This window comes from Pseudomonas sp. RV120224-01b, assembly GCF_003208145.1.
In the GTDB taxonomy this organism is placed as follows: domain Bacteria; phylum Pseudomonadota; class Gammaproteobacteria; order Pseudomonadales; family Pseudomonadaceae; genus Aquipseudomonas; species Aquipseudomonas monteilii.
The window spans coordinates 1-15,601 of the sequence record NZ_QKMQ01000008.1 but is presented as its reverse complement, the minus strand read 5'-3'; the positions used below and the strand labels follow the sequence as shown (position 1 = coordinate 15,601).

At 62.2% G+C, this 15,601-nt stretch carries 16 protein-coding genes and 1 tRNA gene; 8 read left to right on the top strand and 9 right to left on the bottom strand.

Annotated elements, in window-relative coordinates; translation table 11 throughout:
- Positions 1-4: 4 nt before the first annotated feature.
- Positions 5-805 (bottom strand): cytochrome c, encoded by an 801-nt coding sequence (locus tag N436_RS14045; RefSeq protein WP_110741367.1) that lies wholly within the window; start codon positions 803-805, stop codon positions 5-7.
- 528 nt (positions 806-1,333) lie between these two features.
- Between N436_RS14045 and N436_RS14040 the strand changes: the two genes are divergently transcribed.
- On the top strand, positions 1,334-2,065 hold the full coding sequence (locus tag N436_RS14040) for an amidotransferase (RefSeq protein ID WP_019096934.1): 732 nt from the start codon (positions 1,334-1,336) through the stop codon (positions 2,063-2,065).
- 33 nt (positions 2,066-2,098) lie between these two features.
- Here N436_RS14040 and N436_RS14035 read toward each other — a convergent pair whose 3' ends face one another.
- The 3 genes from N436_RS14035 to N436_RS14025 form a co-directional block, all read right to left on the bottom strand.
- Complete coding sequence (locus tag N436_RS14035; RefSeq protein ID WP_016715080.1) at positions 2,099-3,070, bottom strand: magnesium and cobalt transport protein CorA; 972 nt, start codon at positions 3,068-3,070, stop codon at positions 2,099-2,101.
- Between the two features lie 69 nt (positions 3,071-3,139).
- Entirely contained in the window at positions 3,140-3,853 is a 714-nt protein-coding gene (locus N436_RS14030) for a 1-acyl-sn-glycerol-3-phosphate acyltransferase (protein WP_105946019.1), read from the bottom strand.
- A gap of 81 nt (positions 3,854-3,934) precedes the next feature.
- Entirely contained in the window at positions 3,935-4,624 is a 690-nt protein-coding gene (locus tag N436_RS14025; RefSeq protein WP_105946020.1) for a crotonase/enoyl-CoA hydratase family protein, read from the bottom strand.
- 198 nt (positions 4,625-4,822) lie between these two features.
- Here N436_RS14025 and N436_RS14020 point away from each other — a divergent pair.
- Positions 4,823-4,912: transfer RNA gene (locus N436_RS14020), tRNA-Ser, on the top strand.
- Positions 4,913-5,026: 114 nt separating this feature from the next.
- Here N436_RS14020 and N436_RS14015 read toward each other — a convergent pair.
- The 4 genes from N436_RS14015 to N436_RS14000 form a co-directional block, all read right to left on the bottom strand.
- Complete coding sequence (locus N436_RS14015; protein WP_105946021.1) at positions 5,027-6,859, bottom strand: ABC transporter ATP-binding protein; 1,833 nt, start codon at positions 6,857-6,859, stop codon at positions 5,027-5,029.
- A gap of 62 nt (positions 6,860-6,921) precedes the next feature.
- Positions 6,922-7,479 carry a peptidylprolyl isomerase gene (locus N436_RS14010; protein WP_110741366.1) on the bottom strand — a complete coding sequence of 186 codons (558 nt, stop codon included), beginning with the start codon at positions 7,477-7,479 and terminating at the stop codon, positions 6,922-6,924.
- Positions 7,473-8,285: an alpha/beta fold hydrolase gene (locus N436_RS14005; RefSeq protein WP_110741365.1), complete on the bottom strand. Its 813-nt coding sequence runs from the start codon at positions 8,283-8,285 to the stop codon at positions 7,473-7,475. The genes N436_RS14010 and N436_RS14005 overlap by 7 nt, the downstream gene beginning before the upstream one ends.
- Positions 8,286-8,298: 13 nt before the next feature.
- Complete coding sequence (locus tag N436_RS14000) at positions 8,299-9,222, bottom strand: LysR family transcriptional regulator (RefSeq protein ID WP_016711896.1); 924 nt, start codon at positions 9,220-9,222, stop codon at positions 8,299-8,301.
- A 48-nt stretch (positions 9,223-9,270) separates the two neighbouring features.
- Between N436_RS14000 and N436_RS13995 the strand changes: the two genes are divergently transcribed.
- From N436_RS13995 to N436_RS13980, 4 genes are all read left to right on the top strand, one after another.
- Positions 9,271-9,585, top strand: a complete 315-nt coding sequence (locus N436_RS13995; RefSeq protein WP_025753884.1) for a hypothetical protein — start codon at positions 9,271-9,273, stop codon at positions 9,583-9,585.
- 109 nt (positions 9,586-9,694) lie between these two features.
- Positions 9,695-10,294, top strand: coding sequence for an FMN-dependent NADH-azoreductase (locus N436_RS13990; protein ID WP_019099146.1), 600 nt, complete (start codon positions 9,695-9,697; stop codon positions 10,292-10,294).
- Positions 10,295-10,478: 184 nt separating this feature from the next.
- Positions 10,479-11,354, top strand: coding sequence for a carboxylate/amino acid/amine transporter (locus N436_RS13985; protein WP_105946024.1), 876 nt, complete (start codon positions 10,479-10,481; stop codon positions 11,352-11,354).
- A gap of 1 nt (position 11,355) precedes the next feature.
- Complete coding sequence (locus tag N436_RS13980) at positions 11,356-12,291, top strand: AEC family transporter (protein ID WP_028699601.1); 936 nt, start codon at positions 11,356-11,358, stop codon at positions 12,289-12,291.
- A gap of 169 nt (positions 12,292-12,460) precedes the next feature.
- Here the strand turns inward: N436_RS13980 and N436_RS13975 are convergent, their stop codons facing one another.
- Positions 12,461-13,762, bottom strand: a complete 1,302-nt coding sequence (locus N436_RS13975) for a mechanosensitive ion channel family protein (RefSeq protein WP_110741364.1) — start codon at positions 13,760-13,762, stop codon at positions 12,461-12,463.
- A 103-nt stretch (positions 13,763-13,865) separates the two neighbouring features.
- Between N436_RS13975 and N436_RS13970 the strand changes: the two genes are divergently transcribed.
- Positions 13,866-15,227, top strand: coding sequence for a DEAD/DEAH box helicase (locus N436_RS13970; protein WP_110741363.1), 1,362 nt, complete (start codon positions 13,866-13,868; stop codon positions 15,225-15,227).
- A 129-nt stretch (positions 15,228-15,356) separates the two neighbouring features.
- Positions 15,357-15,601: transposase (locus tag N436_RS13965; RefSeq protein WP_256589893.1), on the top strand; the 245-nt coding region annotated here is incomplete at its 3' end.

Below are 15,601 nucleotides of genomic sequence, written 5' to 3'. Positions count from 1 at the left end.
GGCGTCAAGGCCTGCGCTTGGCCATATGCCCCAGATAGGCCAGCAACGCATCCAGCTCCTGTTCACTCAACACACGTTCGTCAAACCCCGGCATCTTCGCTTGCGGCCATTGCCGAAGGCTTTGCGGGTTCCGAATCAGCTTGCGCAGGTATTCTGGCCGAAAATACTCGGTAGGGTTGTGCGGCACATTCAAATCCGGCCCCACCTGCGCATCCCCTGCACCGTTCAGCCGATGGCACGCCAGGCAATTCTGCTGGAACAATGCAAAACCCTGCAGCACCGGGCTGTCGGCGGGCAGCTTGGGGTCGGGCAGCAACGCGGGAAAACGCTGCGCCACCGGCGCGAGCTTGCGAATGGTGGAAATCTGGAACGGCCACTGCTCCGGGCGGATGCCACTGGCCTGCGGCGCAGTCCACACCAGGTAGAACGGCCCCGCGCTCGGCTTGCCCTGGCCCAGTGCCGGCCACGGCTGGCCTGGGTCTTCCACCGCCAGCCAGGCCTGTGCCGGCCCTTGCTGCAGCAGTGGCGCAGCGGGCATTTCAGCGGCAAAGCCATCCAGCGCCACGGCCTGCAGGTGATCACTGGCGCTGACGCCTTTTAGCAGCGTGGCCAACGGCACCGCCCGATAGTGCATGGGGCGCTTGTAGGAAACGTCTTGTTCGATGCTGATATCCCGAGCCTGCGGATGGCCAAGCAGTTCGGCGCTGCTCCACTGGCGCGTATTGGCGCCCAGCTCAAGGTGCAGCTGCGCCGCCGACAGCGGCAGGCTCAGGAGCAACGCTAACAAGGCAAGGCAGTGGCGCATGGGCAATCTCCGACCATCAAGGCCAGCAGGTTACCTGTGTACTGCCCGTTGGCGCCATCGCCACTGTCAGCCGAACAAGCGTGTCAGGTTCGGCAAAATCAGCAGTAAAGTGGTGGCGAAGAGAATGAGCCCAGCTTGGCGAATTTTCGATTGTCTGAACATGGCGGACCGCCTTCTTTTTGTTATTCCTGAATACCCGTTGGCTTCCTTGTCGCACTTCGGGTCGATCGCAGCGACGCCGCGTGGCGCCTGAACTGCCTGCCTCTTGAAAGTGGATATACAACCAACAGTAGGGTGTGTGGCATCCATGTTTGAGAACCCTTTCTTCTAATAATGTTGGTCGTTGATTTCTTTTTGCTATGAGGCTATGTGCCAGTCGGCTGGCATGCTCTGGCTAGACAGTGGCGCAAGTACCAGGCGGGCGCCGACGAAATGTGACCGTTCGTCAGTGCAGCCTACTTGCTTGTACGTGTCTTTCGCGTCAGTCTCTACAGCAGATTCCCACCCATGTCGTTCAGGACTACCCCTATGTCGTTACGCGTTTGCATCCTTGAAACCGATGTCCTGCGACCGGAGTTGACCGCGCAGTACCAGGGCTACGGCAGGATGTTCGAGCAGCTCTTCTCGCGTCAGCCGATCGCCGCCGAATTCCGTGTGTACAACGTGATGAACGGCGATTATCCCGCCGACAGTGAAGTGTTCGATGCCTACCTGGTGACGGGTAGCAAGGCTGACTCGTTTGGTTCCGACCCGTGGATCCAGACCCTCAAGGCCTACCTGCTGAAATTGTACGAACGTGGCGAGAAGCTGCTGGGGGTGTGTTTTGGCCACCAGTTGCTGGCATTGACCCTGGGTGGCAAGGCCGAGCGGGCCGACAAGGGCTGGGGCGTGGGCATCCATCGCTACTCGCTGGCGGCCCATGCGCCGTGGATGGACCCTGAAGTGTCGGAGCTGACCTTGCTGATCAGCCACCAGGACCAGGTGACCGAGTTGCCGGAAGGCGCCACGGTGATTGCTTCCAGCGACTTCTGCCCGAATGCGGCGTACCACATTCGTGACCAGGTGCTGTGCTTCCAGGGCCACCCGGAGTTCGTGCACGACTATTCCCGCGCACTGCTGGATGCGCGTCAGGAATTCCTGGGAGATGAGGTGTACCACAAGGCCGTGGCCAGCCTGGCCACCGAGCACCAGGGCGACCTGGTGGGGGAGTGGATGTTGCGCTTTATCCAGCAGCCGGTGAGCAAGCACGACGCGGCTTAAGAAGCTGGGGGCCGCAAACCGGCCCCCACAATCTCAAAGCCAGCCCGACTTCTTGAAGCTGGCGTACAACCCCGCACACCCCAGCCCGATTACACCCAGCACCCCGAAATACCCATAGTGCCAAGCCAGTTCCGGCATGTTCTGGAAGTTCATCCCGTAGACCCCGGCAATGGCCGTGGGGAACGCCAAAATCGCTGCCCAGGCCGCGAACTTGCGCTGAACGATGCTTTGCCGTGACGACTCCAGCAGCATGCCGATCTCGATGGTCTGGCTGGCGATGTCGCGGATGCCGGCCAGGTCTTCCATCTGCCGCGTCACATGTATCTGCACATCACGGAAGTAGGGCCGCATGTTCTTGTCGATGAACGGGAAGCTCAGGCGTTGCAGCTCTTCGCTCACTTCCACCATCGGCGCCACATAACGGCGCAGACGCAGGATGTCGCGGCGCAGGCTGTGCAGGCGGCGGATGTCGTCCTCCTGCAGCGAGCCCCCCAGCACGCTTTGTTCCAGCTCTTCGATCTCGCCATGAATGGCTTCGCTGACCGGCTGATAGTTTTCGGTCACGAAGTCGAGCAGGGCGTACAGTACGAAGTCTTCGCCGTGCTCCAGCAGCAATGGCCGTGCCTCGCAGCGCTGGCGCACCATGGCGTAGGACTTGGAGTGGCCGTTGCGGCAGGTGATGATGTAGCCGTTGCCAGCGAAGATATGGGTTTCGATAAACTCCAGCTTGCCTTCGTGGCGCACCGGCGAATAGGTGACGATGAACAGCGCGTCACCGAAGGTTTCCAGCTTGGGCCGGCTGTGCTTTTCAAGGGCATCTTCAATGGCCAGTTCGTGCAGGTTGAACTGGCACTGCAGGTTGGCCAGCTCCTCGGCATTGGGCTCTTCCAGGCCGATCCACACGAAGTGCCCCGGCTTGCGCGCCCACTCGCTGCCTTCGTCGATGCTGATGTTGGTGACCTTTCTGCCGGCGCTGTACACCGCCGATGCCACGACACGACCCATGGTTGCCCGCTTATTCCGGTTGAACACGGGTTACAGCTTGGGCCGTACCCGGCCCAAGAGCAACCCGCTTCAGGCCAGCTCGTGTTCCATGCGGTCGATGCACTGCTGCATCTGCCCCCGGCACTGCTCGATCAGCGCCGGGATGTCCTGTTGGGTCATGCCCGCCGTGACGATGGGTGGCAACGAGCGCACGATCACCGTGCGCTGGCGCCAGCTGTTCAGGCTCATGCGCCTGGCATAGCGGCTGACGCATACCGGCACGATCGGCACACCGGCCTCGATGGCCATGTGAAACGCGCCTTTCTTGAAGGCCATCAGCTGCTCGCCGGCGTTACGCGTGCCTTCAGGGAAAATCCAGATGGAGGTGTCGTCCTGCAGCACCCGCGTGGTCTTTTGCAGCGCCTTGCGCGCCTGGTAGGCGTTCTTGCGGTCGATCAGCACGTTGCCGCCCAGCCAGAACAGCTGGCCGAACAGCGGGATCCAGCCCAGGCTTTTCTTGCCGATGGCCACGGTGCGTTGTGGTACCACCTGGCCCAATACGAACAGGTCGAAGTTGGACTGGTGGTTGGCGACAATCACGCACCCGGGAGGGTGGTCCCACAGCGGCCCGACCTCGGCCTTGACCTTGATGCGCATCAGCCAGGTGGCTGGCCGGCTGTACAGGTGGGCAAACACCCGGCTGTTATCGGGGTTGAAGGGGCGGCACAGGCCAATGACCAGGCCCACGGCGCCAACGGCAAGAAAATGCAGCGCCAGCAGGAGCATGCGCAACGAATAAAGCATGGTACGACTCACACCAGACAGTCGCCGGGCAGTGTACGGGTGTGCACTGGCTGCGGCAAACCTTGGTGTGAGCCTGTCGGGTCAACCCATGTGGTGCTGGTCCAGCTCGATCGCCTTGTCCAATGCCTCCAGCAGCCCTTTGCGCACCTTCAGCTTGGTGTTCTTGTGCGCCAGCATGTTCAGCTTCTTCAACTCCCGCGCCGCAGCCAGTGCTGTTTCCTGCAGTTGCTCGGCCGGCACCACCTTGTCGAGGAAGCCGGCATCCACTGCCGCGACCGGATCGAATACCTCGGCGTTGATCACCGAACGATGGAAAGCCGAGCGACGCAGGCGATCACGTGCCAGTTCGATGCCGGCATGGTGCATGGTCATGCCGATCTGCACTTCGTTCAGGCACACCTTGTACGGCCCTTCGACGCCAATGCGGTAGTCGGCCGACAGCAGCAGGAAGGCGCCCTTGGCCACGGCATTGCCCGGGCAGGCAACCACTACCGGGAACGGGTGCGACAGCAGGCGGCGGGCGAGGGTGGAGCCAGCAGTGACCAGGCTGATGGCCGCTTGAGGGCCGCTGGTCATCACCTTGAGGTCGTAACCGCCCGACAGAATGCCTGGCTGCCCGGTAATGATCACCACGGCACGCTCTTCAGTAGCGCGGTCGAGCGCGGCATTGAAGGCGGTGATGACATCCGGCGAGATGGCGTTGACCTTGCCGTTGTTCAGGGTCAGGGTGGCGATGCCGTCTTCGGCGTGGTAGGTAATCAGCTCGCTCATGGCAGAGTCCTTTTGTTGGCGTGGCGACGACGTTACCCAGCGCCAGAGGCCAGGTAAAGCAGCAAGGCTGACTGGTCGGTCAGCGTTCACCGGGGCTCAAATGCAAATACATGAAAAAACTGAAAAAAATGCTTGCCAAAGGAAAGCACTTTCACTAAATTAGCGCACCTCGACGGGCCGCAAGGCTTGAAGAGAAACGGTGAAGTGTCCGAGTGGTCGAAGGAGCACGCCTGGAAAGTGTGTATACGAGAAATCGTATCAAGGGTTCAAATCCCTTCTTCACCGCCACATTCTGCGAAGAGCCCCCGCGCTGATAAAGCCGGGGGCTTTTTGCATTTCGGGCCTTCGAGGGCTGCTGTGCAGCCCATCGCGACACAGCGCAGAAGCTCGCCGTAGCCTGGATCAGTCCACCCCGACAAACCCCCCGGTCTGGTGATGCCACAGCCGGGCATACAACCCCTGTTGCTCCAGCAGCTCACTGTGGCTGCCACTCTCGACAATCCGCCCCTTGTCCAGCACCACCAGCCGGTCCATCCGCGCAATGGTCGACAGCCGGTGGGCAATGGCGATCACCGTCTTGCCCTGCATCAGCGTCTCCAGGCTCTCCTGGATGGCGGCCTCCACCTCCGAGTCCAGCGCCGAAGTGGCTTCGTCCATGATCAGGATTGGCGCGTTCTTCAGCAGTACCCGGGCAATGGCGATGCGCTGGCGCTGGCCACCCGACAGTTTCACCCCACGCTCACCCACGTGGGCATCGAAGCCGGTGCGCCCCTGGGCGTCCGACAGCTGCGGGATAAACTCGTCGGCGCGGGCGCGGCGCACGGCTTCGAGCAACTCCGCCTCGCTGGCGCCGGGGCGGCCATACAGCAGGTTGTCACGGATCGAGCGGTGCAGCAGCGAGGTGTCCTGGGTGATCATGCCGATTTGTGCGCGCAGGCTGGCCTGGCTCACCTGGGCAATGTCCTGGCCATCGATAAGGATACGCCCGCCCTGCACGTCGTACAGGCGCAGCAGCAGGTTGACCAAGGTTGACTTGCCCGCGCCGGACGGGCCGATCAAGCCGATTTTTTCGCCCGGGCGGATGTTCAGGTCGAGCCCTTCGATCACGTTGGCAGCCTTGCCGTAGTGGAAGTCCACGTCATCGAACCGCACCGCGCCGCGGCTCACCTTCAGCGCTGGCGCATTGGGCTGGTCGATGACGGTGACCGGCTGGGCGATGGTCTGCAGGCCGTCCTGGACCATGCCGATGTTCTCGAAGATGCCGTTCACCACCCACATGATCCAGCCCGACATGTTGACGATGCGGATCACCAGGCCGGTGGCCAGGGCAATGGCGCCGACGGTAATCAGCGACTGGCTCCACAGCCACAGCGCCAGGCCCGTGGTGGTGACCACCAGCAGGCCGTTGAGGCTGGTGATGACCACGTCCATGCTGGTGACCACGCGCGCCGCCAGTTGGGTTTTCTCGGTCTGTTCGCTGATCGCTTCGCGCGCGTATTGCTGCTCGTAGTCGGTGTGGGCGAACAGCTTCAGGGTGGCGATGTTGGTGTAGCCATCGACGATACGCCCCATCAGCTTGGAGCGGGCGTCGGAAGAGATCACCGAACGCTCCTTCACCCTTGGCACGAAGTAGAAGAGCGCGGCGATGTAGCCGACGATCCACAGCAGCAGCGGCAGCATCAGGCGCCAGTCGGCCTCGGCGAACAGCACCAGCGAGGTAATGGCGTAGATCAGCACATGCCATAGCGCATCCACCGCCTGCACGGCGGAGTCGCGCAGCGAGTTGCCGGTCTGCATGATGCGCTGGGCGATGCGCCCGGCAAAGTCGCTCTGGAAGAAGTTCAGGCTCTGCTTGAGCACGTAGGTGTGGTTCTGCCAGCGGATCAGGCTGGTCATGCCGGGGTTGATGGTCTGGTGCACCAGCAGGTCGTGCAGGCCGAAGAACACCGGCCGCAGCAGCAGGATCACCACCAGCATCCAGATCAGCTCGCCACTGTGCTCACTGAAGAAGTTGGCATTGGGCGTGCCCTGAGCCAGGTCGATGATGCGGCTGAGGTAGCTGAACATGGCCACCTCGATCAGCGAAGCGAACAGGCCGACCACCAGCAGGGCAAGAAAACTGGGCCATACCTGGCGCAGGTAATACAGGTAGAACGGCCACACGGTAGTCGGCGGCGATTCACTGGGTGCTTCGCGGAAAATATCGATCAGTTGTTCGAAACGGCGGTACAGCATGGGTAACGACACTCCTGTTCCATCCTGCCCTCAGGCGGTTCACGTCCCTGTGAAGCCTGCGGTCAGTCGATGCGTTTGGCCGACTTGATGTAGACCGGGTCGGCCGGTACATCACGCATGCCTTTCTTGATGGTGGTCGGCGAGTTGACGATCTGGTCGACCACCTCCATGCCCTTGGTCACCTTGCCGAACACGGCATAGCCACGGTCACGCCCGGGGTTGAGGAAGTCGTTGTCGGCCACGTTGATGAAGAACTGACTGGTGGCCGAGTTCGGGTCCGAGGTGCGCGCCATCGACAGGGTGCCGCGGGTGTTCAGCAAGCCGTTGCTGGCTTCGTTCTTGATTGGGTCGTTGGTGTTTTTTTGCACCATCTGGTCAGTGAAACCCCCGCCCTGCACCATGAAACCCGGGATCACACGGTGAAAAATGGTGTTGTTGTAGAAGCCGCTGTCAACGTACTGCAGAAAGTTCTTGGTACTGACCGGCGCCTTCTCGGCGTTCAGCTCGATTTCGACCTGGCCGAAGCTGGTGTCCAGCAGAACGTGCGGGGTCTTGTCGGAGGCCATGACGCTGGTGGCGAGGGCGACCGAGCAGGCGGTGAGCAGGAGTTTTTTCAGCATGGGCTCAAAGATCCTTGAGAGGTGGAAGCGGCTGCGAGGAACTGCAGCAGGGTCTGGTTGAAGACCTCGGGTTGATCGAGGGGCGTAGCGTGCCGGGAATCGTCGACGACGACCAGCCTGGCGTTGGGCATCAGCGCGACGTAGCGTTGTTTCAGTTGTATCGGGGTGTAATCGTGGTCGGCGGCAATGATCAGGGTAGGGCAGTGGATCTGCCCGATGCGTTCCTGCACGCCCCAGTCGACGATGGCGTCGAAGCTCTTGAGGTAGGCGCGTTTGTCGTTACGGGCCCAGCGTTGGGCCATCTTCTGTCGCAGTTCGGCTTGATGAGGTTTGGGGAACAGGCGTTCAGCCAGGCCCTTGCCGACGGTTTCGACACTGAGCAGCCGCGCCAGGCCCCAGCGCTTTAGCCACCATATCCAGTCACTGCGGGTGCGGCGCTTGACCTCGGGGGCGCTGTTGACAATGCACAGGCTGCGCAGCCATTGCGGATGGTCGACGGCAAACTGGAAGCCGACCATGCCGCCCATGGACAGGCCGACGAAGTGCACGGGGCCCGTGTGCAGGTGTTCGAGCAGGGCGAGCAGGTCGGCACTGAAGGTGGCGATCTGGTAGCCGTCGCGGGGTTTGTCGGAGCGGCCGTGGCCGCGAATATCCATGAGGATCACCCGGTAGTGGCGGCTGAGTGCCGGCACCTCCAGTTCCCAGTCCTGGCAACTGGAGCCCAGGCCGTGCAGCAGTACCAGTGGTTCGCCCTGGCCATATTCCTCGTAATGCAGTGCGCATCCTTCGTGTTCGAAATAGGCCATGGGCGCGGTCCTCTCAGGCTTGTGGGGGGGCTGCGAAGGGCACGTCCAGTGGCGCGGTGTCGAAGTTGCGCAGCAGGTCGATGAGAATCTGCGTGGCCGGGCCCAGGGTCTTCTCTTTGCTCGAATAAAGGTAGAACAGTGGGTGGCGGCTGCCACCCTGGTCCAGTGGCAACGGCTTGAGCACGCCTTCGCGCAGCTCACGCTCGATCATGTGCCGGGGCAGCCAGGCAAAGCCCAGGCCGCTGCTGACGAAGGTGGCGGCGGTGCCCAGGCTGCCGACGGTCCAGCGCTGCTCGGCACCCAGCCAGCCGACGTCGCGCGGCTGCGCGCGGCCGGAGTCGCGGATCACCACCTGCAACTGGCTTTCCAGGTCCTGGAAGGTGAGTTCACGGCCCAGGCGGTGCAGGCTGTGCTCAGGGTGGGCGACGGCGACGAACTCCACTGCACTCAGTTCGGCGCCCAGGTAGCCGCCGATGCTGTAGCTGCTGATGGCCAGGTCGGCGATGCCTTCATGCATGACTTCTTCCACGCCAGACAGCACTTCTTCACGCAGGCGCACCCGGCAGCCACGGCTTTGCGGCATGAACGCGGCCAGGGCACGTACCAGGCGGGCGCTGGGGTAGGCGGCATCGACCACCAGGCGTACCTCGGCTTCCCAGCCTTGTTCCATGTGGTGGGCGAGGTCCTCCAGCTGGCTGGCCTGCTTCACCAGGTGGCGCGAGCGGCGCAGTAGCACGTTGCCGGCGTCGGTAAGCACCGCCTTGCGGCCGTCGATACGCAGCAGTGGCACGCCCAGTTGCTCTTGCATGCGGGCCACGGTGTAGCTGACCGAGGACTGCGAGCGATGCAGTGCCTCGGCGGCCTGGGCAAACCCGCCGTGATCGACCACTGCTTGCAGGGTTCGCCACTGGTCAAGGGTTACGCGCGGCGCTTTCATCTTTCGCTCCTGTTGTCCTAAGCTGCCCTCTTTCAAGGAGAGCGGCCCATGAAGAAATGTTGTGCGGCAATACTGATGTGCCTGCCCCTCGGGGCCATGGCCTACCCCATCGATGTGGAGAAGGAACTGACCGGGGTAAAGCTTGACTACACCGCCTATGACACGGCCTACGACATTGGCGCCATTACCCTCAACAACTATGGGCAGGTACCGGCGGCCTGCAAGGTGACCTTCCGCAATGGCCCCGAAGCCCCCAGGGTTCGCCGGGTGAACGTACCGGCCGGTAAAAGCGTCGATGTCACCGCCAAATTCAACCGGCAGATCATCAAACTGCGTATCGCCTTGAGCTGTAGCGCGGAATAAACTGATTAATCGATTGATTGAACCCACTTTTTACGCTTTTTTATCGATAGGTCAAGCCTTAATCTCACCTCCATCGAATCGCAACCCTTTTCGTCGATGGAGGCACCCCATGTCCCGCGTACTGATCATCGAAAGCAGCGCCCGCCAGCAGGATTCCGTTTCCCGTCAGCTGACCCGTGATTTCATCCAGCAATGGCAGGCCGCCCACCCGGCCGATCAGATCACGGTGCGCGACCTGGCGGTGAACCCGGTGCCGCACCTGGACGCCAACCTGCTGGGTGGCTGGATGAAGCCCGAAGAGCAGCGCAGTGCCGCCGAACTGGAGGCCCTGGCCCGTTCCAACGAATTGACCGATGAAGTGCTGGCGGCTGATGTGCTGGTAATGGCCGCGCCGATGTACAACTTCACCATCCCCAGCACCCTCAAGGCCTGGCTGGACCACGTACTGCGCGCCGGCATCACCTTCAAGTACACCCCGACCGGCCCGCAGGGCCTGCTGACCGGCAAGCGCGCCATCGTGCTGACCGCCCGTGGCGGCATTCACGCCGGTGCCAGCAGCGACCACCAGGAACCGTACCTGCGTCAGGTGATGGCCTTCATCGGTATTCACGATGTCGATTTCATCCATGCCGAAGGCCTGAACATGAGCGGCGAGTTCCATGAGAAGGGCGTCAACCAGGCCAAGGCCAAGCTGGCGGCGGTGGCCTGAGGCTTAACGAATTCCCAACCCTGACACCTGTTTGTTGCTCCTTTGGGTGTACCTGCCCGGCCAATGGCCGGGCTTTTTTATGCCTGGGCTTCTGTGGGGGCCGGTTCAGCCCTTACATTCCTCATGGTTGAACTCATTCGCCGCAACCCGCTAAGGTCGCGGCCTTGATTCACAAGAGGCAACCATGGGCTATCTGATAATCGTCGCGCTGATCCAGGCGTTTTCCTTCAGCCTGATCGGCGAGTACCTGGCCGGGCACGTCGACAGCTATTTTGCCGTGCTCGCACGGGTGGTGCTGGCAGGCCTGGTGTTCCTGCCATTGACCCGCTGGCGCCAGGTCGAGCCGCGCTTCATGCGCTCGATGCTGTTGATCGGCGCGCTGCAGTACGGCATCACCTACGTCTGCCTGTACCTGAGCTTCCGCGTGCTGACCGTGCCGGAGGTGTTACTGTTCACCATCCTCACGCCGCTGCATGTGACGCTGATCGAAGACGCCATGAACCGGCGTTTCAACCCGTGGGCGCTGCTGGCCGCGCTGGTTGCCGTGGCCGGTGCGGCGGTGATCCGCTTCGACAGCATCAGCGGCGAGTTCTTCATCGGCTTCCTGCTGCTGCAACTGGCCAACTTCACCTATGCCGCTGGCCAGGTGCTGTACCGTCACCTGGTCGCGCGGCACCCCAGCGACCTGCCGCATTACGCGCGCTTCGGCTACTTCTACCTGGGCGCCTTGCTGGTGGTGTTGCCGGCCTTCCTGCTGTTCGGTAACGCCCAGCACCTGCCGAGCACCGATGTGCAATGGCTGGTGCTGCTGTTCCTGGGTCTGTGCCCCACGGCGCTTGGCCTGTACTGGTGGAACAAGGGCGCGTGCCTGGTGTCTGGCGGTACGTTGGCGGTGATGAACAACCTGCATGTACCGGTAGGGCTGCTGCTGAACCTGTTGATCTGGAACCAGCACGAGCCGCTGGGGCGGCTGTTCATCGGCGGTGGGATCATCCTGGCGTCGGTGTGGTTGAGCCGTCTGGGTGCACGGACCCAGGCACCGCTGGCCGGCAAGGCCTGACATGCACACCATCTTCGTCATTGTTGCGCCGATCTTCGCTCTGATCCTGGTCGGCTACCTGTGCCGCAAGACCAACAAGCTGGGCGACAAGGCGGCTGCCGAAATCAACAAGATGGTGGTCTGGCTGTGCCTGCCGGCGTTGCTGTTCAAGGTCACCGCCACCGCCACCTGGAGCGAGATCTGGCACCCTGGGTTCATCGTGGCTTTTGGTGCAGGTGCCCTGGCCATGTTCGTGGTCACGCTGGCGTGGCGGCTGTACAGCGGCCATGGCCTGGTGGCATCGAGCATCGACGGGCTCAGTGCGGGCTATGCCAATACCGGCTATATCGGCATCCCGTTGTGTCTGTTGCTGTTCGGTCAGGCGGGCTTGCAGCCGGCCCTGATCTCGTCGTTGATCGTCGTGTGCCTGGTGTTTGCCATTTCGCTGACACTGATCGAGATCGGTTTGCAGGAAGAGCGGCATATTGGCCGCGCCATCGTGGTGGTGGGCAAGGCGCTGGCGAAGAACCCGTTGGTGATTTCGCCGCTGGCCGGCGCTGGCTGGGCCATGACCGGGTTGGGGCTGGCCGAGCCGGTAATGCACTTTCTCGACATGCTGGCGTTGGCGACCACGCCGTGCGCCTTGATATCGCTGGGCGCGTTCCTGGCGGAGAAGCGTACCGGAGCACAGGCCAGCCCGTGGCCGTTGGTGGGGTTGAAGCTGGTAGGGCAGCCGGCGCTGACCTGGGTGCTGGCATACAAGGTGTTCAGCCTGCCGAGCATGTGGGCGGCTTCGGCGGTGCTGTTGGCGGCGCTGCCGACCGGGACCGGGCCGTTCATGCTGGCGGAGTATTACAACCGCGAGGCGGGGCTGATATCGCGGACGATCCTGTTATCGACCGTGGCTTCGCTGGTGACCTTGACCGGGCTGTTGTACTTGCTGGGGTACGCGGGGTAGCGGCTGGCCTCTTCCAGAAGTACTGCACATGACTTGAGGCTTGTACTGCCTGTTATGGCCCTATCGTCGGCAAGCCAGCTCCCACAGGTACTGCACAGGCCTTGAATTGTGTGCGGAACCTGTGGGAGCTGGCTTGCCGGCGATGGGCTGCAAAGCAGCCCCGGCAATCTCAAGCCTCGCTCATTTCTTCCAGCCGACGCGACACAGGCTCTTGCGCCGCACGCCCCGCCAATCCGGCCCGCATGTCATTACCACTCGGCTGCTGATACAGGCTCAACCCGAACTCCGGTAATACCGCCAGCAGGTAGTCGAAAATATCCCCCTGAATCCGCTCGTAGTCCGCCCACACCGTGGTGGTGGTAAAGCAGTAGATCTCCAGCGGCACACCTTCGGCGGTGGTCTGCATCTGCCGCACCATGCAGGTCATGTTCGGGTGCACGTTGGGGTGGTTTTTCAGGTAGGCCAGGGCAAAGGCGCGGAAGGTGCCGATGTTGGTCAGTTTGCGGCGGTTGGCCGACAGCTCCGCCACCGGGCCCAGGGCCTCGTTCCAGTTTTGCAGCTCCTGGCGCTTGCCGGCCAGGTAGTCGCCCAGCAGCTGCACCTGGCTTAGGCGCTGCTCTTCTTCACGGGTGAGGAAGCGTACCCCAGCCGCATCGATGAACAGGCTGCGCTTGATCCGCCGGCCACCGGACTGCTGCATGCCGCGGTAGTTGCGGAACGACTCGCTCATCAGGCGCCAGGTGGGGATGGAGACGATGGTCTTGTCGAAGTTCTGTACCTTGACGGTGTGAAGGGTGATGTCCACCACATCGCCGTCGGCACCCACCTGCGGCATTTCGATCCAGTCGCCCACATGCAGCATGTCGTTGCTGGTCAGCTGCACGCTAGCGACAAACGACAGCAGGGTGTCCTTGTACACCAACAGCAGCACCGCCGACATGGCACCCAGGCCCGACAGCAGCAACAGCGGCGAGCGGTCGATCAGGGTGGCGATGATGACGATGGCGGCGAAAATCCACAGCATCATCTTGGCCAGTTGCACGTAGCCCTTGATCGAGCGAGTGCGGGCGTGCTCGGTGCGGGCGTAGATGTCGAGCAGGGCATCCAGCAGGCACGACAGGGCCATGGTCATGAACAGCAGGGTGAAGGCCAGGGCGACATTGCCGAGGAAGTGCTGGGCGGTGTCGGAAAGCTCTGGCACCAGCTTCAGGCCAAACTGCAGCACCAGCGACGGCGTGGTTTGAGCCAGGCGGTGGAACACCTTGTTGTGGCGCAGGTCGTCCAGCCACTTCAGCGCCGGTTGGCGTGCCAGCAGGCGGGCGCTGTGCAGTACCAGGAAGCGTGCCAGCCGGCCGATGACCAGGGAAATCAGCAGCAGCACCGCCAGGCCAATGGCCGCGTGCAGCATGGGGTGTTGGTCGAGGGTGCCCCACAGGTCGAGGGAGTCACGCCAGATTCGTTGGATATCCATGGGCTTGCGTACAGTCTTGTTGCGAAACGAAGTGCCATTAGAGCGCGGATGGCGGCAAAGTTGCCAAAAGAAATTCGGCTAAGCCGGCAGAAAACGTTACCCTATGCAACTGAATTTCCCGCACTTGCCCGAGGTTACCTCCGTGTTCTCCCAATTCGCCCTGCATGAACGCCTGCTTAAAGCCGTGGCCGAGCTTAAATTTGTCGAGCCAACCCCGGTGCAGGCCGCGGCCATCCCCCTGGCCCTGCAAGGGCGTGACCTGCGCGTGACTGCGCAGACCGGTAGCGGTAAAACGGCAGCCTTCGTGCTGCCGCTGCTCAACCGCCTGGTCGACCTGAAAGGTGGACGGGTAGAGATCCGCTCGCTGATCCTGCTGCCGACCCGCGAGCTGGCCCAGCAGACCCTCAAGCAAGTGCAGCTGTTCTCGCAGTTCACCTACATCAAGGCGGGCCTGGTCACCGGCGGTGAAGACTTCAAGGAACAGGCCGCCATGCTGCGCAAGGTGCCGGACGTGCTGATCGGCACCCCGGGCCGCCTGTTGGAGCACCTCAATGCCGGCAACCTGGACCTGTCCCACGTGCAGGTGATGATCCTCGACGAAGCCGACCGCATGCTCGACATGGGCTTCGCCGAAGACATGGAGCGCCTGTGCAAGGAGTGCGAGAACCGCGAGCAAACCCTGCTGTTCTCGGCCACCACCGGCGGCGCGGCCCTGCGCGACATCATCGGCAAGGTGCTGAAAGACCCTGAGCACCTGATGCTCAACAGCGTGTCGCAGCTGGCCGAAGGCACCCGCCAGCAAATCATCACCGCCGACCACGACCAGCACAAAGAGGCGATCGTGCAGTGGCTGCTGGCCAACGAAACCTTCGACAAGGCGATCATCTTCACCAACACCCGCGCCCTGGCTGACCGTATCTACGGCCACCTGGTGGCCAAGGACGTGAAGGCGTTCGTGCTGCACGGCGAAAAGGACCAGAAGGACCGCAAGCTGGCCATCGAGCGCTTCAAGCAAGGCAGCTCCAAGGTGCTGGTGGCCACCGACGTCGCAGCCCGGGGCCTGGATATCGACGGCCTGGACCTGGTGATCAACTTCGACATGCCACGCAGCGGTGATGAATACGTGCACCGCGTGGGCCGTACCGGTCGTGCCGGTGGCGAAGGCCTGGCGATCTCGCTGATCACCCACAACGACTGGAACCTGATGTCGAGCATCGAGCGCTACCTCAAGCAGCAGTTCGAGCGCCGGGTGATCAAGGAAGTGAAGGGTACTTACAGCGGGCCGAAGAAGGTCAAGGCATCGGGCAAGGCGGCTGGTGCCAAGAAGAAGAAGGTCGACAAGAAGGGCGGCGACAAGAAAGCTGCCGCCAAGCGCAAGCCGACCGCCAAACCGCGGCCAAATGCACCGCTGGCCAGCGCTGATGGCCTGGCGCCGCTGAAGAAGCGCAAGCCGGCTGCTGAGTAACATTTAGTTGCGGTGCTGGGTTCTTCGCGGGTGAACCCGCTCCCACAGGTCTTTCACAGTCTTCGAAAGCTGTGCAATACCTGGACTGCCCCCAAGAAGTTGGACACCAATCCAACCCTTGGGGGATTTATGGGCAAATACTCAGAGCAGTTCAAGCTCACGGCGATCACGGCCTATCTGGAAGGCAGCAACGGCTTTCGCAAAGTGGCCCGACACTTGGGCATCGATTTCAGTTTGCTTCGGCGCTGGGTTGCCAGTTACCGATCCACCGCCAGCCTCAGTCCCCGCCCACATGGCCAGCGCTACACTGAGGACTTCAAACGGCAGGTACTCAAGCACATGCTTGAGCATCGACTCTCGCTGCGCCAAACAGC

What these genes read in the sequence shown, in the direction of transcription:
- N436_RS14045 (WP_110741367.1), bottom strand. Translation starts at nt 805, where the DNA reads ATGCGCCACTGCCTTGCCTTGTTAGCGTTGCTCCTGAGCCTGCCGCTG.
- N436_RS14040 (WP_019096934.1), top strand. Translation starts at nt 1,334, where the DNA reads ATGTCGTTACGCGTTTGCATCCTTGAAACCGATGTCCTGCGACCGGAG.
- N436_RS14035 (WP_016715080.1), bottom strand. Translation starts at nt 3,070, where the DNA reads ATGGGTCGTGTCGTGGCATCGGCGGTGTACAGCGCCGGCAGAAAGGTC.
- N436_RS14030 (WP_105946019.1), bottom strand. Translation starts at nt 3,853, where the DNA reads ATGCTTTATTCGTTGCGCATGCTCCTGCTGGCGCTGCATTTTCTTGCC.
- N436_RS14025 (WP_105946020.1), bottom strand. Translation starts at nt 4,624, where the DNA reads ATGAGCGAGCTGATTACCTACCACGCCGAAGACGGCATCGCCACCCTG.
- N436_RS14015 (WP_105946021.1), bottom strand. Translation starts at nt 6,859, where the DNA reads ATGCTGTACCGCCGTTTCGAACAACTGATCGATATTTTCCGCGAAGCA.
- N436_RS14010 (WP_110741366.1), bottom strand. Translation starts at nt 7,479, where the DNA reads ATGCTGAAAAAACTCCTGCTCACCGCCTGCTCGGTCGCCCTCGCCACC.
- N436_RS14005 (WP_110741365.1), bottom strand. Translation starts at nt 8,285, where the DNA reads ATGGCCTATTTCGAACACGAAGGATGCGCACTGCATTACGAGGAATAT.
- N436_RS14000 (WP_016711896.1), bottom strand. Translation starts at nt 9,222, where the DNA reads ATGAAAGCGCCGCGCGTAACCCTTGACCAGTGGCGAACCCTGCAAGCA.
- N436_RS13995 (WP_025753884.1), top strand. Translation starts at nt 9,271, where the DNA reads ATGAAGAAATGTTGTGCGGCAATACTGATGTGCCTGCCCCTCGGGGCC.
- N436_RS13990 (WP_019099146.1), top strand. Translation starts at nt 9,695, where the DNA reads ATGTCCCGCGTACTGATCATCGAAAGCAGCGCCCGCCAGCAGGATTCC.
- N436_RS13985 (WP_105946024.1), top strand. Translation starts at nt 10,479, where the DNA reads ATGGGCTATCTGATAATCGTCGCGCTGATCCAGGCGTTTTCCTTCAGC.
- N436_RS13980 (WP_028699601.1), top strand. Translation starts at nt 11,356, where the DNA reads ATGCACACCATCTTCGTCATTGTTGCGCCGATCTTCGCTCTGATCCTG.
- N436_RS13975 (WP_110741364.1), bottom strand. Translation starts at nt 13,762, where the DNA reads ATGGATATCCAACGAATCTGGCGTGACTCCCTCGACCTGTGGGGCACC.
- N436_RS13970 (WP_110741363.1), top strand. Translation starts at nt 13,866, where the DNA reads ATGCAACTGAATTTCCCGCACTTGCCCGAGGTTACCTCCGTGTTCTCC.